19 protein-coding genes are annotated in these 24,319 nt (G+C 71.0%); 14 read left to right on the forward strand and 5 right to left on the reverse strand.

The features are described 5' to 3' along the window. Positions 1 to 6: 6 nt before the first annotated feature. Entirely contained in the window at positions 7 to 1,332 is a 1,326-nt protein-coding gene (locus AC1MLT_RS17070) for an MFS transporter (protein WP_481035238.1), read from the reverse strand. Positions 1,333 to 1,499: 167 nt separating this feature from the next. Beyond that, entirely contained in the window at positions 1,500 to 2,393 is an 894-nt protein-coding gene (locus AC1MLT_RS17075) for a LysR family transcriptional regulator (RefSeq protein WP_481035239.1), read from the reverse strand. Positions 2,394 to 2,529: 136 nt separating this feature from the next. Here AC1MLT_RS17075 and AC1MLT_RS17080 point away from each other — a divergent pair, with 136 nt between their 5' ends. From AC1MLT_RS17080 to AC1MLT_RS17145, 14 genes are all read left to right on the forward strand, one after another. After that, entirely contained in the window at positions 2,530 to 3,531 is a 1,002-nt protein-coding gene (locus AC1MLT_RS17080) for a Bug family tripartite tricarboxylate transporter substrate binding protein (RefSeq protein WP_481035240.1), read from the forward strand. Positions 3,532 to 3,567: 36 nt separating this feature from the next. Next, the gene (locus AC1MLT_RS17085; protein WP_481035241.1) at positions 3,568 to 5,619 is read left to right on the forward strand and encodes a hydantoinase/oxoprolinase family protein; all 2,052 of its coding nucleotides are present in this window, start codon (positions 3,568 to 3,570) and stop codon (positions 5,617 to 5,619) included. 53 nt (positions 5,620 to 5,672) lie between these two features. Then, positions 5,673 to 7,331 carry a hydantoinase B/oxoprolinase family protein gene (locus AC1MLT_RS17090; RefSeq protein ID WP_481035839.1) on the forward strand — a complete coding sequence of 553 codons (1,659 nt, stop codon included), beginning with the start codon at positions 5,673 to 5,675 and terminating at the stop codon, positions 7,329 to 7,331. 31 nt (positions 7,332 to 7,362) lie between these two features. Then, positions 7,363 to 8,262: a LysR substrate-binding domain-containing protein gene (locus AC1MLT_RS17095; RefSeq protein ID WP_481035242.1), complete on the forward strand. Its 900-nt coding sequence runs from the start codon at positions 7,363 to 7,365 to the stop codon at positions 8,260 to 8,262. Positions 8,263 to 8,435: 173 nt separating this feature from the next. Next, positions 8,436 to 9,572: an NAD(P)/FAD-dependent oxidoreductase gene (locus tag AC1MLT_RS17100; protein WP_481035243.1), complete on the forward strand. Its 1,137-nt coding sequence runs from the start codon at positions 8,436 to 8,438 to the stop codon at positions 9,570 to 9,572. Then, on the forward strand, positions 9,556 to 9,861 hold the full coding sequence (locus AC1MLT_RS17105) for a (2Fe-2S)-binding protein (RefSeq protein ID WP_481035244.1): 306 nt from the start codon (positions 9,556 to 9,558) through the stop codon (positions 9,859 to 9,861). Before AC1MLT_RS17100 ends, AC1MLT_RS17105 begins: the two co-directional genes overlap by 17 nt. Then, positions 9,858 to 11,318, forward strand: a complete 1,461-nt coding sequence (locus AC1MLT_RS17110; protein ID WP_481035245.1) for an FAD/NAD(P)-dependent oxidoreductase — start codon at positions 9,858 to 9,860, stop codon at positions 11,316 to 11,318. Before AC1MLT_RS17105 ends, AC1MLT_RS17110 begins: the two co-directional genes overlap by 4 nt. A gap of 116 nt (positions 11,319 to 11,434) precedes the next feature. Beyond that, entirely contained in the window at positions 11,435 to 12,937 is a 1,503-nt protein-coding gene (gene argH, locus AC1MLT_RS17115; RefSeq protein ID WP_481035246.1) for an argininosuccinate lyase, read from the forward strand. Between the two features lie 28 nt (positions 12,938 to 12,965). After that, positions 12,966 to 13,931, forward strand: coding sequence for a Bug family tripartite tricarboxylate transporter substrate binding protein (locus AC1MLT_RS17120; protein WP_481035247.1), 966 nt, complete (start codon positions 12,966 to 12,968; stop codon positions 13,929 to 13,931). Between the two features lie 781 nt (positions 13,932 to 14,712). Beyond that, on the forward strand, positions 14,713 to 16,908 hold the full coding sequence (locus AC1MLT_RS17125) for a multicopper oxidase family protein (RefSeq protein ID WP_481035248.1): 2,196 nt from the start codon (positions 14,713 to 14,715) through the stop codon (positions 16,906 to 16,908). A gap of 53 nt (positions 16,909 to 16,961) precedes the next feature. Further along, positions 16,962 to 17,450 (forward strand): hypothetical protein, encoded by a 489-nt coding sequence (locus AC1MLT_RS17130; protein WP_481035249.1) that lies wholly within the window; start codon positions 16,962 to 16,964, stop codon positions 17,448 to 17,450. Positions 17,451 to 17,512: 62 nt separating this feature from the next. Next, a complete protein-coding gene (locus AC1MLT_RS17135) occupies positions 17,513 to 18,469 on the forward strand; it encodes an SCO family protein (RefSeq protein ID WP_481035250.1) in 957 nt (318 codons plus the stop codon). Between the two features lie 71 nt (positions 18,470 to 18,540). After that, positions 18,541 to 20,259, forward strand: a complete 1,719-nt coding sequence (locus AC1MLT_RS17140; protein WP_481035251.1) for a hypothetical protein — start codon at positions 18,541 to 18,543, stop codon at positions 20,257 to 20,259. 46 nt (positions 20,260 to 20,305) lie between these two features. Next, positions 20,306 to 22,390 carry a cytochrome-c peroxidase gene (locus AC1MLT_RS17145; protein WP_481035253.1) on the forward strand — a complete coding sequence of 695 codons (2,085 nt, stop codon included), beginning with the start codon at positions 20,306 to 20,308 and terminating at the stop codon, positions 22,388 to 22,390. Positions 22,391 to 22,500: 110 nt separating this feature from the next. Here AC1MLT_RS17145 and AC1MLT_RS17150 read toward each other — a convergent pair whose 3' ends face one another. From AC1MLT_RS17150 to AC1MLT_RS17160, 3 genes are all read right to left on the reverse strand, one after another. Further along, positions 22,501 to 22,830 (reverse strand): hypothetical protein, encoded by a 330-nt coding sequence (locus tag AC1MLT_RS17150; RefSeq protein ID WP_481035254.1) that lies wholly within the window; start codon positions 22,828 to 22,830, stop codon positions 22,501 to 22,503. Between the two features lie 266 nt (positions 22,831 to 23,096). After that, positions 23,097 to 23,507: a hypothetical protein gene (locus AC1MLT_RS17155; RefSeq protein ID WP_481035255.1), complete on the reverse strand. Its 411-nt coding sequence runs from the start codon at positions 23,505 to 23,507 to the stop codon at positions 23,097 to 23,099. 140 nt (positions 23,508 to 23,647) lie between these two features. Beyond that, positions 23,648 to 24,151 (reverse strand): Rossmann-fold NAD(P)-binding domain-containing protein, encoded by a 504-nt coding sequence (locus tag AC1MLT_RS17160; RefSeq protein WP_481035256.1) that lies wholly within the window; start codon positions 24,149 to 24,151, stop codon positions 23,648 to 23,650. Positions 24,152 to 24,319: the final 168 nt, after the last annotated feature.

A 24,319-nucleotide genomic window follows, 5' to 3' on the forward strand; every position in this document is an offset into this window, starting at 1 on the left:
TCGATGTCAGCGCGCCGTGGCGGCCTTCGACGGGCGCACGAACAGCACCAGCACCGCGCCGATGACCAGCAGCGCCGCGAGCAGGTGCAGGCCGGCATCGGTGCTGCGCGTGGCGTCCTTGATCATGCCGATCATGAACGGCGCGGCGAAGCCCGAGAGGTTGCCGAAGGAGTTGATGAAGGCGATGCCGGCGGCGGCGGCGGCGCCACCGAGGAAGCCGGTCGGCATGCCCCAGAACACCGGCAGGGTCGACATGATGCCCATCGTCGCGATGGTCAGGCCGACCAGCGACCAGGCGGTGCTGCCATGCATGGCCACGCTCATCACCAGGCCGGCGGCGCCGACCACGGCGGCCACCGCCGAGTGCCAGCGGTGCTCCAGGTGGCGGTCGGCGCTGCGCGCGGTCAGGTACATGGCGACGACGCCGAACGACCACGGGATGGCGCTGAGCAGGCCGATGTCGAGCGCGCCCTTGACGCCGATCGCCTTGATGATGCTGGGCAGCCAGAACGAGATGCCATAGAGCCCGGAGACGAAGGCGAAGTACACCAGCGCCAGCAGCCAGACGCGGCCGTTGGCGATCACGCGCCAGACGCCGGCCTCGGACTTGCCGCTGCCATCGGCGGCGATGTCGCGCTCGATGATGGCGCGCTCGCGGGGCGTGAGCCAGGCGGCGTCGGCGACGCGGTCGTCCAGGCGATTCCACACCACCAGGCCTAGCGCCACCGTGGGCAGGCCCTGCAGCAGGAACAGCCACTGCCAGCCCTGCCAGCCGTTGACGCCCGCCATGCCCTGCAGGATCCAGCCCGAGACCGGGCCGCCCAGGATGCCGGCGAACGGGATCGCGGCCAGGAACAGCGAGGTCGCCTTGCCGCGCCGCGCCGCCGGATACCAGTAGGTGAGGTAGAGGATGATGCCGGGGAAGAAGCCGGCCTCGGCCGCGCCGAGCACGAAGCGGATGACATAGAAGGTCATCGGCGAATTCACGAACATCGTGGCGGCCGACAGCAGGCCCCAGGTGATCATGATGCGGGCGATCCAGCGCCGCGCGCCGACCCTGTGCAGGATCACGTTGCTGGGCACCTCGAACAGGAAGTAGCCGACGAAGAAGATGCCCGCGCCCAGGCCGTAGACCGCCTCGCTGAACTGCAGCGCGTCCTGCATCTGCAGCTTGGCGAAGCCGACGTTGACGCGGTCGAGGTAGGCCACGATGTAGCAGACGAACAGCAGCGGGATGAGGCGCCAGCCGACCTTGCGGTAGACCGCGTCCGCTTCGGCGGCCGGGAGGGAGGCGGCATCGCCATGCGAGGGCGACAGGGTGCTGCTGGTCATCGGTCTGCCTCGGGAGGTTGGAGTCGAGCGTCGATGGTCGACGATGCGTCGGGGCGACCGCAGAGGGTTAACTCGCAACATTCATATGGATCGCAGAACGATCCATCTCGAAACGAGATGGCGGCGCCGGGGCCGGTACCCGGGGCCTGGCGTCTCGATCGAGCTTCTCAGTACATCGCGCCGATGAACTGCCGCACCCAGGCATGCGCGGGATCGCGGTGGTGGCGCTCGTGCCAGTAGAGCGACAGCGTCAGCATCGGCAGGGGCAGCGGCACGTCGAGGGTCACCGTGCCGGCCTGGCGGCCCAGCGCCTTGGCGACGCTCGCCGGCACCGTGGCCACCAGGTCCGACTGGCCGACCGCGAACGGACAGGCCAGGTAGCTCGACAGGGTCAGCGCGATGCGGCGCGAGCGGTTCTGCGCCAGCAGCGCCTGGTCGATGCGCTCGCTGAAATACCGCGTGTGGGCGGCCAGGTTCACGTGGCCGTGGGCCAGATAGGCATCCAGGTTCCAGGGCCGCTGCAGGCAGGGATGGTTGGCGCGCACCAGGCACACCGCCTTCTCCTCGAACAGGAAGCGCGTGCGCAGGTTGGCGCCCGGCTCGGGGTAGTAGCCCGCGATCATCTCGACCTGGTTGCTCTCCAGCATGTCCAGCCCCAGCCGGGGCTGCGCCGCGACCACCCGCAGGTCGATGCCCGGCGCCTCCCTGGCCAGCCGGCCCATGACCCGGCCGATGACGGCGAACTGCACGTAGTCGGTCGCGAAGACATTCAGCGAGCGCTGGCTGGTGCGGGGGTCGAAGGTCGTGCGCGGCACCGAGACCTGGCGCCACATGTCCAGCAGCGGCCGGAACGAGGCATGGAGGTCCTGCGCCTTGTGGGTCGGCTGCCAGGCGCCGCCGACGCGTTCGAGCACCGGGTCGTTGAAGAGCCGCCGCAGGCGGCTGAGCGCGGCGCTCATGGCCGGCTGCGTGATCTCCAGCTCGACGGCGGCGCGCGACACGCTGCGCCAGCTCATGAGGGCATCGAAGTGCAGCAGCAGGTTCAGGTCACCGGGACGCATGGAACGGGCCTCCCGTGGGTATAGATGGGGGTGATGGCGACATAAATATAACCAGCTCGCCCAACGCAAGAGCCATACCTAGGATCGACCGCAGTCCCCTCGTTCCTCCACCGTTCCCGATCCACAGGAGTTCTCCATGCGCTTCCTCCAGCGTGTCTTCCTCGGTCTGACGCTCGCCTGCGCGGCCGTCGGCGCGGCCCAGGCCCAGGGCCAGGGCCAGGGCCAGGGCCAGACCGATTGGCCCCACGGCAAGATCATCAGGCTCGTCGTGCCCTTCGCCGCCGGCGGCTCGACCGACCTCATCGCCCGCCAGCTGGCGCAGGACCTGGGTGAACGCCTGAAGGCCTCGGTGATCGTCGACAACCGCCCGGGCGCCGGTGGCACCGTCGGCAGCGAGTACGTCGCGCGCCAGCCGGCCGATGGCTACACCCTCCTGATGGGCTCGGTCAGCACCCATGCCGTGGCGCCGAGCATCTATGCGAAGCTGCCCTACGACCCGGTGAAGGACTTCACGCCCCTGACCATCGTGGCCACCATCCCCAACGTGATGGTGGTGCGCAGCGAGCTCCCGGTGGCCAACCTGAAGGACCTGGTGGCCGCCTCGCGCCGGCCCGACGCCAACATGTCCTTCGCCTCCAACGGCACCGGCACCTCCAACCACCTGGCGATGGAGCTGCTCAAGAGCACCACCGGCATGAACGCGGTGCACGTGCCCTATCGGGGTTCCGGGCCCGCCCTGACCGACACGGTGGCGGGCCACGTGACCACCATGATGGATGTCGTCATGACGTCCTACCCCTACATCAAGGGCGGCAAGCTGCGGCCGCTGGCCGTCACCTCGAGCACCCGCTCGCCGCTGCTGCCGGACGTGCCGACCGTCGCCGAGGCCGGCTATCCGGGCTTCGAGGCCATGGTCTGGTTCGGCCTGTTCGCGCCGCCGAGGATGGCGCCGGCACTGACCGACCGGCTCGGCCGCGAGCTCATCGCGGTGGTGCGCGGCAGGAAGACGAGCGATTTCCTCATCGCCCAGGGGGCCATGCCCTCGGGCATCGAGCCGGCGGAGTTCGCCCGGGTGATCCGCGACGAGACCGTCAAGTGGCATCGGGTCACCGTGGCCGCCGGCGTCCAGCCCGAATGAACCAGCGCATCCGCATTTTTCCAAGGAGACAGATCCATGTATCGCATCGGCATTGACGTCGGAGGCACCTTCACCGACTTCACCCTCATCGACGAGAGGCTCGGCGAGGTCAGGTTCCACAAGGTGCCCTCGACCCCGCACGATCCGTCCGAGGCCATCGAGCAGGGCATCTCGGACCTGCTGGCGCGCCACGGCATCGCCGCCGCCGAGATCTCGCACGTCGGCCACGGCACGACGGTCGCCACCAACCTGATCATCGAGCGCAAGGGCGCGACGGTGGGCCTCATCACCACGCGCGGCTTCCGCGACATCCTGGAGATCGGGCGCCAGACCCGGCCGCACCTGTTCGACTATTCGGTCGGCAAGCCACCTGCGCTGGTGGCGCGGCGCCATCGCATCGAGGTCGACGAGCGCATCGGCGCGCGTGGCGACGTGCTGGTGGCGCTGGACGAGGCGGGGGTGCGCGCGGCGGCCGTCGCGCTGCGCGATGCCGGCATCGAGGCGGTCACGATCTGCTTCCTGCATTCGTACGGCAATCCGGCGCACGAGCAGCGCGCCCGCGACATCGTGCGCGAGGTCATGCCCGCGGCCTATGTCAGCGTGTCGAGCGAGGTGCTGCCGGAGTTCCGCGAGTACGAACGCCTGTCGACGTCGGTGCTCAACGCCGCCGTCGGCCCGCGCATGGCGCGCTACCTCGACCGCTTCCTGGAGCGCGTGCGCGGCCTGGGCATCGCCCACGAGCCCTACACCATCCACTCCAACGGCGGCCTGATGTCGGCCGGCTCGGTGCGCCAGTTCCCGGTGCGCACCTGCCTGTCCGGCCCGGCCGCCGGCGTGGTGGGCGCGGCGGCCGTCGGTCGCGCCATCGGCCATCCGGACCTGGTGACCTTCGACGTCGGCGGCACCAGCACCGATGTCTCGCTGATCGCCGGCGGCCGGCCGCTGTTCACCTCCGACCGCCAGGTCGCCGGTTATCCCGTGAAGACGCCGATGGTCGACATCCACGTCATCGGCGCGGGCGGCGGCAGCATCGCCTGGATGGACGACGCCGGCTCGCTCAAGGTCGGGCCGCACAGCGCCGGCGCCGTGCCGGGCCCGGTCGGCTATGCCCGTGGCGGCACCGAGCCGACCATCACCGACGCCGAGATCAGCCTGCACCGGCTGAACCCCGAGGCGCTGCTCAAGGGCCGCATGCCGGTCGACGCGGCGGCCGCCCGGCGCGTCATCGAGGAGCGCGTCGCCGCGCCGCTCGGGCTGTCGCTGGAGGATGCCGCCGAGGGCATCATCCGCATCGCCAACGCCAACATGAGCCGCGCCATCCGCGCCGTCTCGACCGAGCGCGGCTACGACCTGTCGGGCTTCGCGCTCTACGCCTATGGCGGCGCCGGTCCGCTGCACGCGCTGGAGGTGGCCGAGGAGTGCGGCATCCCGACGGTGATCGTGCCGCAGGAGCCCGGCACCATGTGCGCGCGCGGCATCCTGTTGACCGACATCTCGTTCGACTTCGTGCGCAGCCTGATCGTCCAGGTCGGCGCGGCCACCTGGCCGGCGGTGGAACGCGCCTTCGCGGAGCTGCGCGCCGACGCGCTGGCGTGGCTCGACGCCGAGCACGTGCCCCGCGACCACCAGCGCTGCCGGTATGCCATCGACGCGCGCTACGACGGCCAGAACTTCGAGGTGCAGGTCGACATGGACGAGGGCGAGTCGCTGTCGCTCGCGACCTTCGCCCGCCGCTTCGACGAGGCGCATGCCCGCGAGTACGGCTACCAGGTGCCGGGCCGGCCGGTCCAGATCATCAACTGCCGCCTGCAGGCGGTCGGCCAGGTGCTGAAGGCGCCGCTGGCGCCGGCACGCACCGACACCACGCTGGCCGATGCGCGCATCGGCAGCCGCGAGGTCTACCACGGCAAGGCCCGCGGCTGGCACGCGACGCCGGTCTACGACCGCGACCTGCTGTCGGCCGGCACCCGCATCGACGGCCCGGCGGTGATCGAGGAGATGAGCTCCACCACCGTCATCGGCCCCACCCACCACGCCATGGTCGACACCCACGGCACCCTCGTCATTTCGCTGGAGAAGCTTGCGTGAACCCGAACGACATCGCCCCGAATCCCGCCGAGCGGCTGTCCGACCCGATCGAGATGGAGGTCTTCACCAACCGCCTGCTCTCCATCACCGAGGACATGAACAACACACTGGTGCGCTCGTCCTTCTCGACCAACATCAAGGAGCGCAAGGACTGCTCGGTGGCCCTGTTCGACGCTGCCGGCCGCCTGGTGGCGCAGGGCACGCAGATCCCGCTGCACCTGGGGTCGCTCAATGGCGCCATCCAGGCCGTGCGCGAGCACTATCCGGCCGAGACGATCCGCGAGGGCGACGTCTTCATCTGCAACGATCCCTACCTGGCCAACGGCAGCCACCTGCCCGACATCAACATCATCACGCCCGTGTTCTGGGACGGCACGCTGCGCTTCTTCACCGCCAACATCGCCCACCATTCGGATGTCGGCGGGTCGGTGCCGGGCTCCATCGCCGGCGGCCTCAGGAGCATCTTCGAGGAGGGCATCCGCATCCCGGTGGCGCGCATCGCGCGCGCCGGCGAGCTGCAGGAGGACCTGCTGCGCCTGATCTGCAACAACACCCGCGATCCGGAGGAACGCCGGCTCGACCTCAAGGTGCAGATCGCCACCAACCGGCGCGGCAGCGACGCGGTGCTGGGCCTGATCCGCCAGATGGGACTGGCGGCGGTGCTGCGCTCGGTCGACGACGTCATCGCCTACACCCGGCGGCGGCTGCGCAACCGCATCGCCGAACTCAGGCAGGGCAGCTACGGCTTCACCAGCTACCTCGACGACGACGGGCTGGGCGGCGAACCGGTCGCCATCAGCGTCACGCTGACCGTCGGCGAGGGGCGTCTGCGCTTCGACTTCACCGGTTCGGGCGGGCAGGCGCGGGGAGCGATGAACCTGCCGATCAATGCCCTGCACGCCACGGTCTACTACGCCGTGAAGGCCCAGCTCGATCCCGATCTGGCGCCCAATGCCGGCCTGTTCGAGCCGATCGACATCCACGCCCCGCTCGGCACCATCACCAACCCGCGCCATCCCGCGGCCGTCGGCGCCCGCTCCATCACGGCGCAGAAGGTCGCCGGCACGCTGTTCGGCGCCTTCCGCGGCCTGCTGCCGCGCGAGAAGGTCATGGCCTCGAGCAACGACCTGTGTCCGGCCATCGTCTTCTCCGGCCAGCTGGCCCAGCGCGAGGGCCAGTTCGTCTATCTGGAGACCATCGGCGGCGGCGCCGGCGCGCGCTTCGACACCGACGGCATGGATGGCGTGCACGTGCACATGACCAACACCTCCAACCTGCCCGTGGAGGCGCTGGAGAACGAGTACCCGCTGCTGATGGACGAGTACGCGCTGATCGCCGATTCCGGCGGCGCCGGCCGCACGCGCGGCGGCATGGGCATCGCCAAGCAGATCCGGGCGCTGGCGCCGGGCATCGTGTTCTCCTCGCGCTCCGACAGCCATCTGGTGGGCGTGCCCGAGGGCGTGGACGGCGGGCTGGACGGACGGCGCGCGCGTCTGGTGCGCAACCACGGCCGGCCCGACGCGGTCGAGATGTTCTCCAAGACCGCCAACATCCAGCTCGAACGCGGCGAGAGCGTGCGCCTGGAGACGCCCGGCGGTGGCGGCTGCGGCGAGCCGGCCGAGCGCTCGCGCGACAGCCTGCGCGACGACCTGCTCGACGGCCGGGTCAGCGACGCGGCGGCGCGGCGCGACTACGGGGCGCCGCCGGCGTGACCGTCGCCGCCCGGTTCTTAAACTCGCGCGCATGAAGTTCAAGGAAGTCGACGCATTCCGGGCCGTCATGCGCTCGGGTTCCATGACCGCCGCGGCCGCCGAGCTGTACACCTCGCAGCCCAACGTCAGCCGGCTGATCGCGCAGCTCGAGGCCTCCACCGGCCTGGACCTGTTCACCCGCAGCGCGGGCCGCCTGACGCCGACCGAGGAGGGCCTGGCCTTCCTGCGCGAGGTCGACCGCGCCTTCGTCGGCCTGGGCACGCTGAAGGACGCGGCGCGCAACATCCGCCAGTTCGGCAGCGGCCGCCTGCGGGTGGCCACCGTGCCCTCGCTGGCCCTGACGGTGCTGCCGCTGGTGCTGCAGCGCTTCCATGCCGCGCATCCGGGGGTCACCATCGCCATGGACACCGGCAGCACGCAACTGGTGGCCGAATGGGTCGGCAACCGCATCTGCGACCTGGGGCTGGTGTCCTACCTGCCGCCCACCGCCGTCAGCGAGGCACGGCCACTGTGCGACCTGGCCGGCTGCTGCGTGCTGCCGCCGGGCCATCGGCTGGCCGGCCGGGCGGTGATCGAGCCGGCCGACCTGGCGGGAGAGTCCTTCATCTCGATGGCGCATGGCGACGGCCTGCGCGCCGCGGTGGACGCGGCGTTCGCCGGCGACGATCGCCGCGTGATGCACTTCGAGACCCCGTATGGCGCCACCATCTGCCAGATGGTCGGCCTGGGGCTGGGCGTGGGCGTCGTCAATCCGCTGGTCGCGCGCATGCATCGCCACACCGGCATCGAGGTGCGGCCGTTCCGCCCGCGCGTGCCCTTCGTCAACTACCTGCTGCTGGCGCGCAACCGGCCGGCCAATGCCCTGGTCGACCGCTTCAACGCCCTGGTCGAGGAGGTCATCGCGAGCGAGACGGCGGCGATGGGCGGCTGAGGCCCATACGGGTTTCGCATGGACGCCGCTCGGACTCGTATTTGCGCCGGCGCCGGCGGCGCTGCACCATCGGGGACACCGGAGCCGCCCGGCTCCGCGGCCCATCCCACCCCACCTCCCATGACCGTCCGCCGCTCCGGGCCTCGACCCCCCTCCCGCCGGAGGCCACGCTGATGGCCGCCGCCAACGCCACCTCCACCATCTTCGACATCGCCGTGATCGGCGGCGGCCTGGTCGGCTCGTCGATCGCCTATGGCCTGCGTGACCGCGTCGGCTCGATCGCCGTGCTCGACGAGGGCGATGTCGCCCTGCGCGCCTCGCGCGGCAACTTCGGCCTGGTCTGGCTGCAGAGCAAGGGCCATGGCATGGGGGCCTACAGCCGCTGGACGCTGGGCTCGACCCGCCTCTGGCCGCGCCTGGCCGCGCAGCTGCTGGAGGAAACGGGCATCGATGTCGCGCTGGAGCAGAAGGGCGGTCTGACGCCGCTGATGGGCGACCACGAGATCGAGGCCCGCCACCAGTGGGTCCGCGCGCTGATGGCGCAGCCGGGCGTCGAGCCCTACGAGTGGAAGCTGCTCGACCATCACCAGGCGGCCTCGCTGGTGCCGGGCCTGGGCAAGGACGTGACCGGCGCGATCTGGACGCCGCACGACGGCATCGTCAATCCGTTGAAGCTGCTGCGGGCCTTCCATACGGCCTTCGACCGCTCCGGCGTCTCCTATCTGCCGCACCATGGCGTCGCCGGCATCGCGCACACCGCCCAGGGTTTCGAGCTGACCACGCCCGCGGGCATCGTGCGGGCGCGCCGGATCGTGCTGGCCTCGGGCCTGCGCAATGGCGAGCTGGGCGCGCAGGTCGGGCTGCGGCTGCCGATGGCGCCGCAGCGCGGCCAGATCATCGTGCTGGAGCGCACCCGCCGGCTGCTGGACACGCCGATGGTGACGTTGCGGCAGAACGACGAGGGCAGCTGGCTGGTCGGCGATTCGCAGGAGGACGCCGGCTATGCCGAGCACGTGACGACCCTGCCGGTGCTGGCCACGCTGGCCGACCGCGCGGTGCGCACCCTGCCGGCGCTCAAGGAGGTGCGCGCGGTGCGGGCCTGGTCCGCGCTGCGCGTGCGGGCCCAGGACGGCTTTCCGGTGTACGAGCAGTCGAGCACCCCGCCGGGTGCCTTCATCGTCACCTGCCACAGCGGCGTGACCCTGGCCGCCACCCATGCCCTGAAGCTCGCGCCGATGATCGCCGAGGGCGCCCTGGAGGCCGAGCTGGCGCCTTTTTCGACCCGGAGATTCCATGTTCAGACGACTTGACACGCCCGCCGAGGCCGGCGCGCGCGTGGTGCGCATCACCATCGACGATGTGGCGACCGACTGCCGCGAGGGCGACAGCGTGGCCGCCGCGCTGTTCGCCGCCGGCTTGCCGGCCTGCCGCGACACGGCGGTCTCCGGCGCGGCGCGGGGCCCGTTCTGCATGATGGGCGTCTGCTACGACTGCCTGGTCGGCATCGACGGCCATGCCAACCAGCAGGCCTGCATGACGCGCGTGCGCGAGGGCATGACGGTGCGGCGCCAGCTCGGCGCCCGCGAGGTGGGCGCATGAGCGCCGGACTCCCCGCGACGACCTGCGAACTGCTGGTCATCGGCGCCGGCCCGGCCGGCCTGGCCGCCGCCACCCGCGCCGCCGGCCTCGGCCTGGACACCGTGCTGATCGACGAGCAGCCCGCCCCCGGCGGCCAGATCTACCGCGCCATCGGCAGCACGCCGGTGCGCGATCGCGCGATCCTCGGCGCCGACTACTGGCACGGACTCGGACTGCTGGAGCCGTTCCAGCGCAGCGGGGCGCGCCATGTCGCCGGCGCCACGGTCTGGGCCGTCAACCGGCGGGAGGACGATGGCTTCGAGGTCGCCTATTCCATCGCCACGCCCGGACAGGACGCGCGGGCCGGCCTGCTGCACTGCCGCCACGTCATCCTCGCGACCGGGGCGCAGGAGCGGCCGTTCCCCATTCCCGGCTGGACCCTGCCGGGCGTCATCACCGCCGGCGCGGCGCAGATCCTGCTGAAGACCTCGGCGGTGGTGCCCAGCGGCACCACGGTGCTGGCTGGCGGTGGGCCGCTGCTCTACCTGCTGGCCTGGCAGTACCTGAACGCGGGCGTGCCGATCCACGCCATCCTGGAGACCACGCCGGCCGGCCAGTGGCGCCGGGCCCTGCCGTTCGTCTGGGGCTTCCTGCGCTCGCCCTACCTGGGCAAGGGCCTGAAGCTGCTGCGCGCGGTCCGGGCGCGGGTGCCGATCGTCACCGGCGTGAGCGCGCTGGAGGCGCTGGGCGACGCGCGCGGCCAGCTGGCCCGCCTGCGCTATCGCGCGGGTGGCCGCACCGAGGAGCTGGCGCTCGACCAGCTGCTGCTGCACCAGGGCGTGGTGCCCAACACCAACCTGTCGCGCGCGCTCGGCCTCGAGCATGTCTGGAGCGAGCGCCAGGACTGCTGGGAGCCGGTGGTGGACGCCTGGGGCGCGAGTTCGGTCGCGCAGGTCACCATCGCCGGCGACGGCGCCGGCATCGCGGGCGCCATCGCCGCCGAGCACCGGGGGCGGGTGGCGGCGGTGCATGCCGCCGTCGCGCTCGGCCGCCTCGACGGCCCGGCGCGCGACCGCGAGGCCGCCACGCATCGCGCCGCCCTGGCGCGCGCCGTGCGCGGACGCGAGTTCTTCGAGACGCTCTATCGCGCGCCGGATGCCTTTCGCCGGCCGGTCGGCGACACCATCGTCTGCCGCTGCGAGGAGGCGACGGCCGAGCAGGTGCGCCAGGCCGCGCGCATGGGCTGCCAGGGCCCCAACCAGATGAAGGCCTTCCTGCGCTGCGGCATGGGGCCGTGCCAGGGCCGCTTCTGCGGCCTCACGGTGACCGAACTGATCGCCGACGAACAGGGCCGCCATCCGCGCGACGTCGGCGCCTATCGCGTGCGTTTCCCGATCAAGCCGGTGACCCTGGGCGAGATCGCCAGCCTGCCCCAGACCGAGGCCTCGCGCGCGGCCGTGGTGCGCTTCAGGAAGTAGCGCCCGTGCCCCGCAATGGCGCATCGGGATGCGCCTTTCCGGGGCATATCAATGACGTATGGAAGCACCGCGTTTACTGATTTGACCGCATGGGATGGCTTGCTGAAACTCGCCGCATGACATCCAAAGTGAGCCGCCGCCTGACCGAGGGCACCGCCCGGGAAGTGACCGAGAACATCTATGCGCCGCGCCTGGCGAAGGACTTCCCGGCCGTCTTCCCGCACCTCAACGACGTCAACCAGGCGCACCTGCTGATGCTGCTCGAACAGGGCCTGATGCCGCGCGACGCCGCCGCCCGGCTGGCCCGCGCGCTGGCGCGCATCGAGGCCGAGGGCATGGCGGCGGTGCCGCTAGATCCCTCCATCGAGGATGCCTACTTCAACTACGAGGCCCACCTGATGGAGGTGGCCGGCAGCCACGTCGGCGGCTATCTCCACATGGCGCGCAGCCGCAACGACATCCTGGCCACGATGGACCGCATGCGCGCGCGCGACCTGGCGCTCGACCTGATCGACCAGCTCGGCGCGGTGCGCCGCGCGGCGCTGGATGGCGCCTTGCGCCATGCCGAGACCGTGATGCCCGGCTACACGCACCTGCAGCCGGCGCAGCCCATCACCTATGGCTTCTACCTGGGCGCGATCGCCGAGGCCGTGTCGCGCGACATCGAGCGCGTGCGGCAGGTCGAACGCCTGATCGACCAGTGCCCGCTGGGCGCCGGCGCCCTGGCCGGGACCTCGTTCGCGATCGACCGCGCGGCCACCGCGCAGCTGCTGGGCTTCGAGGCCGTCGTGCCGCACGCGCTGGATGCCGTGGCCGCGCGCGACTTCGCCTTGGAGCTGCTGTCGGCGATGACGATCTGCGCCGTGGGATGGAGCCGCTTCGCGCAGGACTACTTCGTCTGGTGCACCCACGAGTTCGGCCTGATCGACTTCCCGGACCGGGTCGCGGGGACCTCCAGCATCATGCCGCAGAAGAAGAATCCGGTCGTGCTGGAATATCTCAAGGGCAAGGCCGGCCACCTGATCGGCCTGCTGACCGCCTCGCTCTCGACCATCAAGGGCGTCCACTACACCCACACCGGCGATGGCAGCCGCGAAGGCATGCGCAGCTTCTGGGAGGCCGGCGAGGAGTGCCTGCGCAGCCTCCGGCTGCTCGAGCTGGTGGTGCGCAGCGCCACCCCCGACGTCGAGGCCATGGCGCGCCGCGTGCGCCGCGACTTCAGCTCGGCGACCGACCTGGCCGACCTGCTCGTCAAGCGCTGCGGGCTCTCGTTCCGCGAGTCGCATCACGTGGTCGGCGCGGTGGTGCGCCAGGCCATGGACCGCTCGCTCGGCGCCGACGAGGTCGACCTCGCCATGCTGAACATCGCCGCGGTCGAGCAGCTGGGCGCGTCCCTGGACCTGAGCGACGCCGAGGTGCGCGCCAGCCTCGATCCGCTGGCCAGCGTGCGCGGGCGGCTGGTGGTCGGCGGGCCGGCGCCGGTTCGCCTGCGCGAGCGGGTGACCGCGCTCGAGGACCAGGCGGCGCGGGACCAGGCGGCGAACGACGCGCGCCGGCATCGCGCCAGCGAGGCGCGCCGGGCTCTCAAGGCGGCCGTGCACGCGCTCGCCGCCGATTGATCGATCCACTCTCAACCAAGGAACAGACATGGGCTTCCCCAAATTCGTCCCCGCGCTGCTGCTCGCCGCGGCCGCCGTCCAGGGCTTCGCGCAGGACCTGCCGCCATCGCCGATCCGGCTGCTGGTGGGCTTCGCGCCGGGTGGCGGCAACGACGTCATCGCGCGTTCGGTGGCCACGCAGTTCCAGCTGCAGACCAAGGAGACGATGGTGGTGGAGAACAAGCCCGGTGGCGGCAGCACCGTGGCGACGGCCGAGATGGCGCGCGCCCGGCCGACCGGCCAGACCCTGCTGCTCGGCTCGGTCGGTGGCCAGGCCATCGCGCCGGCCGTCTACAGCAGGCTGCCCTACGATCCCATCAAGGGCGTGCAGGCCGTGTCGCTGGTGGCCAAGTCGGCCAACGCGCTGGTCGTCAACGCCGAGCTCCCGGTGAAATCGGTCGCCGAGCTGATCGCCTATGCCAAGACCCATCCCGGCCGGCTCAATGTCACCTCGCCGGGCAACGGCACCATCTCGCACCTGTCGGCCGAGCTGTTCAAGAACATGGCGGGCGTCTTCATCACCCACATCCCCTATCGCGGCGACGCGCCGGCCATGCAGGATGTGATGTCCGGCCAGGCGCAGCTGACCTTCGCCAGCCTGCCATCGGCGCGCGCCGGCGCCGATTCCGGCAAGGTGCGCATCCTGGCCGTGACCAGCACCAGGCGCGTCGATTCGCTGCCCGACGTGCCCACCATCAGCGAAGCCGGCGTGCCGGGCTACGAGGTGCTCTCCTGGTATGGCGTGTTCACCACCGGCGGCACGCCGCAACCGGTGGTCGACCGGCTGGCGCGGGAGATCGCCGCCGTCGTCGCATTGCCGGCGATCAAGGAGAGCTTCACCAGGATGGGCATGGAAGCCAGCGCGCTCGGCCCGGCGGATTTCTCGAACCTGGTGGCCACCGATGCCCGCAAGTGGGACAAGGTCGTCAAGACGGTGGGCCTGAAGCTCGACTGAGCGCATCCGCGCGATCCCCCGCGATCCCCGACCGGCCCGGCGTCAAGGCCGGTCGGGCTCGATGCGCTCCGCGTCGAGCGCCGTTCGCAAGACGCATCCCGCCAGGGAGGCCGTCGTTCAGGAACGATTCAGACAGGGCTCCGATACTGAATTTGTCTTACATCGCGTCGGGCAGTCAGCGCCGTCGCGATTCATCGACCCAGGATGCGATCCAGTGGCCCTTCGCGACAGCGTGGTCGATGCCGATGACGGGACTGGAATCGCCAATAGGCCATCGAGTGGATCGATTGCGTATCGTCGATGGACATTCGCGCCATGAGTGGTCGGGCGAGTCGGTCCCTGCATGGATGGAGCACCGACGGGAAATGAATGACGCGGGTCATTCACGGTCAATTCATTTCCAATCCGAATTGAAATCCAATTGCAATTGGATGCCGGACTCGTCGACTCCGATCATCGCGATGAATGCGAGAGACCGATCGCAGTCCCATGGCGGACTGCCGATCGCGCGTCGCGCATCAATTCCCGACGGCATTGGACTCCGCGGATCATCCATTCGGTCCGAGTCGAATCGACAGTCGGACTCTCCATCGAATGAGTCTCCAATCGGTATTGCAGGTCGATGATCGATGTCGAAATCAATGCCGACGCGTCATCAGAATTGATGTATTTCCATGTCGGATGAGCGCGCACAATGCGGTCGTCGATCGGATGCAATGCAAGTAATGAAGCATGCATTGCATCGGATATCGATGACTCGAATCACCGCATTGGAGGACGAATGTACCTGGCGAAGAATGCTTCCGCACAGCAGATCCGCGAGGCGACGCGTGCGCGACAGAACCGTTACGACATCGTCCGGGCGCTCTCGACCGGCGAGGTCTCGCGCCGCGACCTGCTGCGCTGGGGCCTGTTCACCGGGGCCGGCGGCCTGGCCGCCACGCAGGGCCTGAATCCGTTCTTCGGCCAGGCCCATGCCGCCATCCCGACCGGCGTGCCGGCCAGCCCGCTCTTCGGCGCGCTCCCGTTCCAAGCGCCGATGCCGCGCTGCGACCTGATGCAGCGCAGCGAGCTGTCGACGCTGACACCGGCGCCGCAGAAGCAGGCTCTCACCAGCAAGACCCGGGTCGCCGCCTCGGATGGCACGCTGGTCGACGGTCCCATGGAGGGCCGGCCGCCCGGCGCCTTGTGGGCGCACCAGGGCTGGGACCTGTTTCCGCCGCGCGTCGCCGTCGAGCAGTGGCAGAAGGGCGCCGAGGAATGCCTCGACTACCACCCCGGAGTCGGCTCCAGCCACAACTGCGACATCGATCCGGCGCAGGCCGTCAAGCCCTGCTTCGCTCCGCGCATGCCCGCGCAGTCGGCGCAGTCGCTGTGGACCTTCGGTGGCACGGTGCCACCCAAGCTGCTGCTGGGCCGCTATGGCGAACCCATCCTCTTCCGCCATCACAACGCCCTGCCGGGCCGGGTGGCGAGCAATGGCGGCTTCGGCCGCAACACCATCTCCACCCACGAGCACAACGGCCATCACGGAGCCGAGAGCGACGGCTTCACCGGCGCCTATTTCTATCCGGGCCAGTACTACGACTACCACTGGCCGATCGTCCATGCCGGCTTCCGCACCATCAATGCCAATGCCACCGATGCGCGCTGCGGCGCGCCGGACGGCCATGGCGGCATCACCAAGCTGCCGGGCGACTGGCGCGAGACGATGAGCACGCACTGGTTCCACGACCACATGTTCAGCTTCACGTCGCAGAACGTCTACAAGGGCATCGCGGCGATGTTCAACCTCTACAGCTCGCTCGATCGCGGCAACGAGGCGATCAACGACGGCGTGAACCTGCGGCTGCCCAGCGGCACCGCCAAGGATTGGGGCAATCTCGAGTACGACGTCAACATCATGCTCAGCGACAAGGCCACCAACGCGGAGGGGCAGCTGGCCTTCGACATCTTCAACTTCGACGGCTTCCTCGGCGACCTGATGATGGCCAACCTGACCTACAAGCCGTACTTCTTCGTCGAGCGGCGCAAGTACCGCTTCCGTTTCCTCAACGCCTCGGTCGCGCGTTTCTTCAAGCTGGCGCTGAGCAATGGCGCGCCGATGATCCAGATCGGCAACGACGGCAACCTGCTGCCGCGCGCGGTGCAGCTGACCGAGCTCGACGAGATGGGCATCGCCGAGCGCTACGACGTGGTGATCGACTTCTCCAACTACAGCGACGGCACCCGCATCCACCTGGTCAACCTGGCCGAGCACCAGGACGGCAAGCTGGTCTCCAAGCACCTGTCGATCAGGGAGGCGATGTCGGGCAAGTCGCAGGACCCGTGCGTCGGCCGGTTCCTGGAGTTCCGGGTCCGCGGCACCACGCGCGCGGTGGACAACAGCCGGGACTTCAGCCGGCCGGGCGGCATGGACCTGATCCCCAATCCGGACCTGAGCAAGATCCCGGTGGCGCGCAGGCGGACCTTCGAATTCGGTCGCGGCGCCAACCAGACCACGCGCGATCCGATCTCCTCGGCGCTCGGGCCCTGGGGCGTGAAGGTGGACGGCGGGGCGATGCTGGCGGCGGACTTCGGCCGCGTCTCGGCCGCGCCCAAGGCCGGCACCCGCGAGATCTGGACCCTGGTCAATGGCGGTGGCGGCTGGGACCATCCGATCCACATCCACTTCGAGGAAGGCCAGGTGCTGGCGCGGGACGGCTCGGCCAGCGCGGTGCCGCCCTGGGAGCGTGGCCGCAAGGACGTCTATCGCCTGCGCCCCGGCGGCAGCATCACCATCACCATGCAGTTCCGGGACTGGGGCGGCATGTTCATGGAGCATTGCCACAACACCGTCCACGAGGACAACGCCATGCTGCTGCGCTGGGAGATCGATCCGGGCGGCAATGCCGTCCTCAACCCCCTGCCGACCCCGATCCCGAAGCCGACCGGCGTCGAATTCGTGGCGCCGACGCAGCGGCTGGCCGGCGCCTGAGGCGCCGACATGAATCCGGAAACCGCATCCCTGGGCGTGATGGAGGTGTCGAGATGAAGACCATCGTGAGATTCCCGCGCATCGCGCGCCGGCGCCTGGCGCCGGGTGTCGTGGCCCTGGTGCTGGCCATGCCGCTGGCGGTGGTGGCCGTCTCCGTGCGCGCGCCGCTGCTGCGGGTGCTGGCCGAACTGGACAACGGCGTCGAGCGCATCGCCTTCGCCGGCCAGATCGACATCGCCAGCCGCATCATCGACGACCCGGTGTTCAACGGCCCGACGATGCTGGAGATGGTGGTCGACTTCCGCAGCGTGCGCGGTGTCGGCCGGGCCAACGGCCGGGCCTTCGGGACCGAGGCGCAGACCGTGGTGCACCGGCCGCTGCTGCCCTTCGACGAGTTCGAGCTGACCTTCCCCTACCAGCCCGGCAACGACGTGCATTCGGCGCGGACGGCGAAGGCCACGATCAGCGTCGCCTTCACGCCCCAGACCGGCCTGCGCATGACGTCGAAGCTCGACCTGGTGCGCGCCGACGTCGTCAACTGACGCGCCACCGCTTTCCCCACCGCCGTGTTGCGCGGGCCCGTCGGCCCGCCTGAAGGACCGTCATGAGAACCCTGATCCGGCGCATCCGCGCGCGGGCGGCGAGATGCTGCGCGATCGGCCTGGCGCTGCTCGGACTGCAATGCGCGGCGGGCGCCGCGCCATTCGACCGCGCCTACTGGCCGCGCGCCACCTTCACCACGCACGAGGGCCGGCGCGTCGACTTCTACGACGACCTGGTCCGGGGTCGCGCCGTCGCCGTCAACGTCATCTACACGCTGTGCCAGGACGAGTGTCCCCTGGAGACGGCGCGCATGGCCGAGACCCAGCGCCTGCTGGGCGCGCGCGCCGGCCGCGACGTGCTCTTCATCTCCATCAGCATCGATCCCGAGCACGACACGCCGGCGGTGCTGGCGGCCTATGCCCGGCGCTTCGACGTCGGCCCGGGCTGGGTGTTCCTGACCGGAGCGAAGCGGGACATCGTCGAGCTGACCCGCAAGATCGGCCTGTCGCGCCGCAGCGACGCGGTCAGCAAGGACGGACACGCCAGCAGCCTGATGCTCGGCAACGACGTCGACGGCCAGTGGATGCGGACCTCGGCGGTCGAGAACCCGCCATTCCTGGTCGCCACCATGGGCGGCTTCTTCGGCTGGAAGGACATGGGTTCGACGGTCGGCTACGAGCAGGCCCGGGCCCTGACGATCGATCGCGCGCAGGCGACCTTCGAGAGTCGATGCGCCTCGTGCCACACGATCGGCGGCGGCGACCGCATCGGCCCCGACCTGGCCCGCGTCGGTGAACGCCGCGATCCGGCCTGGCTGCGGCGCTACCTGAAGGAACCCGACCGGGTGCGCGCCGAGGGCGATCCCGTCGCCCTGGGGCTCACCGCCCGCTATGCGCAGGTGCGCATGCCCAACCTGCGCCTCGGCGACGAGGACGTCGATGCGCTGGTGCGCCACATCGACCGCGTCGGCCGCGCGCAGCCGACCGCCGCGACGCCGGCCCACGTGCATCGGCACTAGCCGCCGGGGCGCGACGCCCCGCCATCCCTGCCTTCCCGCATCACCATCCACCCACGTCCGAGGACACCGCCATGAACTTCCCGAACCACCCAAGCCACGGGCCGCGGGGCCAGGCGCTCCGTCGCGCCGCTCCCGGGCGGCCGCGCCTGTCGATCTGGATCGGCGCCCTCTGCCTGGCGGCCGTGGCGCTCGCGGGCCCCGGCCGCGCGCCGGCCCAGACCATCGACAACCCGCCGCTGCTGCCCCAGGACATCACGGTGTTCCCGGATCGCGACTTCACCTCGATCGCCGGCTTCGCCGCCAATGCCGACCTGCTGGTGCAGGTCCGGCGCAATGGCGTCGTCGGCGATGCCGTGGGCCGCACCGATGGCGCCGGCGTGCTGGAGGTCAACCACCCGGGCGGGGTCTGCTGGCGCAACGTGACGCCCGACATCGGTCCCGGCGACACCGTGCGCGCCACCTATCGCGACACCTCCAACAACCGCGTCCTGGTGCCGGCCCTGATCGGCTCCGGCGGAGCGACCAACAGCCAGAACATCAGCGCCGTGCATGCCGTGGACGCCGGCAACGGCACGGTCGTGATCCGGGGCACCGCGCTGCTGCCCAACGGCAACCGGATCCCGCTCGCCCGGCTCGAGGTCAGGATCGTCAATCCCGGCTTCATCGATCCGCCGGCGAGCCGGATCGGCAAGCGCGACATCCGCGCCGACAGCCTGGGCGGGCGCGTCGACGGCAGCGATGGCAACCCGATCCCCGGCACCGGCGGAACGCTGGTCTACGAGGGCACGACCGCCAACCTGGTCGCCACCTTCTTCGGCCTCAACGCCGACGAGCGCCAGCGCGCCGTCGAAGGGCAGACGCGCCTGATGGCCTGGCAGCAGACCACCTCGGCGGGCGACCGCCTGGGCATGACGATCCACGAGGTCGGCGAATTCGGCGGACCGGGCTTCGGTGGCTGCCCGCCCGGGCCCGGCGGGGTGGTGCCCTCGGCCAGCCCGACGCCGCCGGTGCACTATGTGCCCTCGTTCCTGCTGAAGGCCGGCGTCGTGGCCAACCAGGCGCAGCTCAAGGACGTGGTCGTGTTCCCGGAGCGCGACTTCATCTCGATCGCCGGCTTCCCGGCCGGCGCCGAACTGCAGGTGGCGGTGCGCCGGGGCACGTCGAACCGGCCCGTCATCGGCACCGCGCGCGGCATCGTCCCGAACGGCGGCGTCTTCGAGGTCAACCATCCCGGCGGCGTGTGCTGGAGCGGCCAGACCCCGGACATCCGGGCCGGCGACATCGTCGACGTGTTCCAGGTCGTGAACCTGGCCTTCTCGTCCGGCCAGCAGCAGGAGGTGATCGACACCCGCGTCACGCGCAAGGCCTTCCTGACCTCGGCCGGCGAGCTGCGCGTCAACGGCGTCGCCTCGGATGCGGCCGGCGCGCCATTCCCGCTCGGACGCATGGAGCAGCGGATCATCAATCCGGACTTCAACACGACCCGCATCGGCCGCCGCGACATCCGCGCCGACACCTCCGGCGGCCGGGTGCAGAACGTGCCCGGCGGCGCCGGCAACCTGTCGCGCGTGGGCGGCAGCACGAGCAGCGAGTGGCGGGCCGTCTACACCGGGCTGAACGACATCGAGAAGCAGTTGGCGATCGCCGGCCAGAGCCGCGCCATGGCCTGGCTCGCCACCAATGGCAATGGCGACCGCTTCGGACTGACGATCTCCGAGTTCGGCGAGATCGGCGGGCCGGGCATGGGCAACTGCCCGGCGCCCGGCAACGCCTCGATCGCGATTCCCTGAACGACCCGCACCGAGAAGGAGTCGTACCATGACATCCCTCCCATCCATGGCTCCCGCGAGGCCGGCGCCTGTCTCCGGCTGGTGGCGACCGGCCCCGGTCCAGGGGCTGGCACTGGGACTCGCGCTGTGCCTGACCGCCTGCGGCGGCGGCGGATCCGACGACACCGGCGCATCCGGCGTGCCCGGCGCGCCCGGTGGGACCACGCTCTCGCCGGACCGGGCCAAGCAGGGCGGCTCGAACGCCTCGGCGACACCCGTCGCCACGCCCGAGCGGGAGCCGGAGCTGGAGGAGGAGCAGCAGCTGGAGAGCCTCGCCGGCCTGCGCCCGCCGGACCCGACCGGCACCGAGGACGGCCGATCCGTCGGCCTGGCCGACTATGTGCGCGACCGCCAGGCGGCGGTCCGCCTGGGCAAGGCGCTGTTCTGGGATGCGAAGGTCGGCAGCGATGGCAGCACCGCCTGCGCCAGTTGCCATGCCCATGCCGGCGCCGACGATCGCGCCAAGAACCAGATCTTCCCCGGCCTGTCGAACCTCGACGTCGTGGCCGGCCATGCCTTCAACCGGCCGGCGCGCTCGGCGAGCTGGGGGCCGAACCACGCGCTGCGCTTGTCGGACTTCCCGCTGCACGTGCTGGCCGATGCGCTGGACCGCAACTCGGCCATCGTGTCCTCGACCGACGATGGCGTCTCGTCCCAGGGGGTCTTCGACGCCACCTTCACCCGCCCCGGGCAGTCGCGCTTCGACGACTGCATCCGCCAGCCCGATGGCATCTTCCACGTCGGCAACGTCAACGTGCGCCGGGTGGCGGGCCGCAACTCGCCCTCGGTCGTCAACGCGGCGCTGAACCAGCGCAACTTCTGGGACGGCCGGGCCGCCGAGACCTTCAATGGCGCGACGCCGTTCGGCGGCGCCGATCCGGATGCCGGCATCTGGGTCGCCGGCGTGCCCGGCGCGGCGGCGGTCAAGGTACGCCTGGCGCTGGACCATGCCAGCGCGGCCTCGCAGGCCGTGGGGCCGCCGGGCAGCGACTTCGAGATGTCGTGCGGCGGGCGTTCGTTCGCCCAGATCGCGCGACGGATCCTCGATGGCCCGATCCTGGCCGGCCAGAGCATCGACCCGCGCGACTCGGTCCTGGGCGCATCCGAGGGCGGCGCCCGGCCCAAGTACCGCGAGCTGATCCAGGCGGCCTTCCAGCCGCGCCTGTGGAACAGTGGCCAGCCGGTGCCGATCGGCACGGTGGCGTTCAGCCACATGGAAGCCAACTTCCCGCTGTTCTTCGGCTTGGCGATCCAGCTGTACGAGGCGACGCTGATCTCCGACCAGACGCCGCTGGATGCCTACCTGCGGGGCGACGCCGCCGCACTGGGGGCGTCCGAACGCCGGGGCCTGCGGATCTTCGCCGGCAAGGGCCAGTGCATCGGCTGCCACAGCGGGCCGGCCCTGACCAGCGCGGCCATGCGCCTGACCGACCGGAGCGCGGCGCAGCAGCGCATCGAGACCATGTCGATGGGCGACGGGCGGACGGCGCGCTACGACGCCGGCTTCTACAACATCGGCGTGCGTCCCAGCGCCGAGGACGTGGGCGTGGGTGGCACCGACCCCTGGGGCGGCCCGCTGTCCTTCACCCGCCGCCAGCGGACCGAGGGCGAGGTCCGGGATGCCGTGGATGGCTCCTTCAAGACACCGGGTCTGCGCAATGTCGCGCTGACGGGGCCGTACTTCCACAACGGCAGTCGCGCCACGCTGGAGCAGGTGGTCGAGTTCTACAACCGGGGCGGCGACAACCGGGGCTCCAGGACGGTCAACACCTCGGGCCTGGGGCCCAATCCCTCCAACCTGGCCCCGGACATCCGCCCGCTCGGCCTGAGCGCGCAGGAGAGCGCCGACCTGGTGGCCTTCCTGCGCAATGGCCTGACCGATCCGCGCGTGGCCTGGGAGCGCGCGCCATTCGACCATCCCTCGCTGACCCTGCCCGACGGCCACCTGGGCGACGAGTTCCGGGTGGCGGGCCAGCCGCACCTGGCCGCGCGGGCGGTGGATGCGCAGCGCCGGATCCCCTCGGTCGGGGCCTCCGGGCGCTCGGCCGTCGAGGGGCCGTTGCAGCCCTTCCATGCCGGCCTGGCGCCGTGAGGACCCGTGGTGTCCGCGGCTTGATGCGGATCAAGCAGGATCCGATGCCGCACTGGGATCATGGCGCCGGGCCCGCGGCGCCGATGACGGGCGCGGCGCGATGGGCGGTCTCAGCCGTCGAGTGGCACGCCGCCGCCGAAGCGGACGATCCACTGGTCCATGACCTCGCGCTGGGCGCCGCCGAACCAGCGCTGCTGGCTCTCCAGCATGCGCCACTGCTCGCGCTGGAGCAGCAGCAGGCCGCTGCCGATCAGGAGCTGCCATTTCGTCAGCCCGGCGACATAGGCCTGGACGAAGCCGGACGACGCCGTCGGCACCAGGCTGTCGGACCAGGGGTTCGTGAACCCGGTGCGCGGGCCGGGACTGGAAGAGGTGGGGCCGGAAGGGGCGGGAGGCGTCCTGAACGCCGAGGCGCTGGAGGGGAGAGCGGTGAGTGTCATGGCGTGTCGTCTCGTTGGTTGGGGGGGATGGGAGGGGGAGGCGGCGGGCCGGCCGCGCCCGTAGACACGATAGGCAGCGGGACGCGCCCGGGCCTTGATCTGGCGCAAGCGCCACCACGATGGGTCCGTCGCGCGACGGTCCCGCATCTGAAGGAGTCGGAAGTCATGCCCATGAACATCCTGGGACGCGTGGAGGCCGGGCCGTTGCCGATGCGCTTCGTCGAGCGCGACGACATCGATCACCTCCAGGACCTGCGGGACGCCGGCTATGTACGCCTGCGGTTCGACATCTCCGGGCGCATCTGCACCGGTGCGACGGTGATTGCGATCACATCGCTCGGCCGCCTCGCGATGTGCCATTTCGGGCCCACCGCGCCGGGCTCGGCCGGGCCCTGAGGCCATGGCGCACGGTCCATGGCCAGCGGTCGCGCCGCCGCCGCGCCGGGCGATTCCGGCGCCAGGTCGTCGGCCAGCCTGGCCCAGCCCCGGGGCGTGATCTCGAACACGGTGGCCGCGTCCTGGCGCAGGCAGTCGTCGCAATCGACATGGGCCGGCGGGATCAGCACCCTGACGTGGCCGGCGGCCTCCAGGCCGCGCAGCCCTTCGATCGTCGCCGGATCGAGCGCCACCGCGGGCAGCGCCATCGCGGCCAGTTGCCTGAGCAGGTCCATGGACATCGGCATGTCTCCTCGAACGGGTCGCGTGCCACGACAAGCCCGGGCCCGCGACGGAGCCGGTGATCGGCCCCGCCGGCCAGTCTAGGCGCGCGGCGGGCCGCCGGTCTTGCGCTGGATCAAGACCGCCCCGGAGGCCGTGTTCAGCCGAGGGCCTCCAGCAGCAGCGCCTGCAGCACGAAGCGGCGGTTGTCCGCTGGCGAGGCGCGATCGGTCGGCAGCAGGTCGGCGAGCTGGGCGACCGGATGGCCGGGCAGGGCGGCGCCCTCGAACATCGGGATGCCGGCCTGCTCGACGAGACGGCGGATCAGCGCCGGGTCGGGCCCCTGGCATTCGACGGCGTCGTAGAGCCGGCCCAGCAGCCGGGCGGTGTCGCGCACCTCGTGCCAGGCGCTGTGCGTGGACAGGCCCACGCGCAGCACGGCCACGTGGGCGCCGAGCTCCTCGGCCGCCCGACGGAACATTCCCGGGCCCTCGACGGCCGGCGGCTCGCACCACAGCGCCAGGTGGCGGCCCCGCAGCAGGGGCGGGATGTGCGTGACCAGGGCCGACTGCTGCAGCAGCCGGGCGCGGTGCAGGAGCGTCGTCACGTCCCACGGCGGAACCGGTGCGTCGACCTGGACGGGAGCTGGAGCGGGAATCGGCATGGGATGGGACGACGCGCTGCATGCGGGCTGCGGGGAGGTGCGGGGCTGCGGGCTGCGATGGAGGCAAGGTTAGGAACGTCGGCGTTCCCGGGCTTGATGCAGGTCAACTTTCGAAATGGATGCGCGCCGGATCCGACGCGCGGCGGCCGGCCACCGCGTGCCGGGCGT

This window comes from Variovorax sp. PEI5, from assembly GCF_056679935.1.

What these genes read in the sequence shown, in the direction of transcription:
- AC1MLT_RS17070 (WP_481035238.1), bottom strand. Translation starts at nt 1,332, where the DNA reads ATGACCAGCAGCACCCTGTCGCCCTCGCATGGCGATGCCGCCTCCCTC.
- AC1MLT_RS17075 (WP_481035239.1), bottom strand. Translation starts at nt 2,393, where the DNA reads ATGCGTCCCGGTGACCTGAACCTGCTGCTGCACTTCGATGCCCTCATG.
- AC1MLT_RS17080 (WP_481035240.1), top strand. Translation starts at nt 2,530, where the DNA reads ATGCGCTTCCTCCAGCGTGTCTTCCTCGGTCTGACGCTCGCCTGCGCG.
- AC1MLT_RS17085 (WP_481035241.1), top strand. Translation starts at nt 3,568, where the DNA reads ATGTATCGCATCGGCATTGACGTCGGAGGCACCTTCACCGACTTCACC.
- AC1MLT_RS17090 (WP_481035839.1), top strand. Translation starts at nt 5,673, where the DNA reads ATGGAGGTCTTCACCAACCGCCTGCTCTCCATCACCGAGGACATGAAC.
- AC1MLT_RS17095 (WP_481035242.1), top strand. Translation starts at nt 7,363, where the DNA reads ATGAAGTTCAAGGAAGTCGACGCATTCCGGGCCGTCATGCGCTCGGGT.
- AC1MLT_RS17100 (WP_481035243.1), top strand. Translation starts at nt 8,436, where the DNA reads ATGGCCGCCGCCAACGCCACCTCCACCATCTTCGACATCGCCGTGATC.
- AC1MLT_RS17105 (WP_481035244.1), top strand. Translation starts at nt 9,556, where the DNA reads ATGTTCAGACGACTTGACACGCCCGCCGAGGCCGGCGCGCGCGTGGTG.
- AC1MLT_RS17110 (WP_481035245.1), top strand. Translation starts at nt 9,858, where the DNA reads ATGAGCGCCGGACTCCCCGCGACGACCTGCGAACTGCTGGTCATCGGC.
- argH (WP_481035246.1), top strand. Translation starts at nt 11,435, where the DNA reads ATGACATCCAAAGTGAGCCGCCGCCTGACCGAGGGCACCGCCCGGGAA.
- AC1MLT_RS17120 (WP_481035247.1), top strand. Translation starts at nt 12,966, where the DNA reads ATGGGCTTCCCCAAATTCGTCCCCGCGCTGCTGCTCGCCGCGGCCGCC.
- AC1MLT_RS17125 (WP_481035248.1), top strand. Translation starts at nt 14,713, where the DNA reads ATGTACCTGGCGAAGAATGCTTCCGCACAGCAGATCCGCGAGGCGACG.
- AC1MLT_RS17130 (WP_481035249.1), top strand. Translation starts at nt 16,962, where the DNA reads ATGAAGACCATCGTGAGATTCCCGCGCATCGCGCGCCGGCGCCTGGCG.
- AC1MLT_RS17135 (WP_481035250.1), top strand. Translation starts at nt 17,513, where the DNA reads ATGAGAACCCTGATCCGGCGCATCCGCGCGCGGGCGGCGAGATGCTGC.
- AC1MLT_RS17140 (WP_481035251.1), top strand. Translation starts at nt 18,541, where the DNA reads ATGAACTTCCCGAACCACCCAAGCCACGGGCCGCGGGGCCAGGCGCTC.
- AC1MLT_RS17145 (WP_481035253.1), top strand. Translation starts at nt 20,306, where the DNA reads ATGGCTCCCGCGAGGCCGGCGCCTGTCTCCGGCTGGTGGCGACCGGCC.
- AC1MLT_RS17150 (WP_481035254.1), bottom strand. Translation starts at nt 22,830, where the DNA reads ATGACACTCACCGCTCTCCCCTCCAGCGCCTCGGCGTTCAGGACGCCT.
- AC1MLT_RS17155 (WP_481035255.1), bottom strand. Translation starts at nt 23,507, where the DNA reads ATGTCCATGGACCTGCTCAGGCAACTGGCCGCGATGGCGCTGCCCGCG.
- AC1MLT_RS17160 (WP_481035256.1), bottom strand. Translation starts at nt 24,151, where the DNA reads ATGCCGATTCCCGCTCCAGCTCCCGTCCAGGTCGACGCACCGGTTCCG.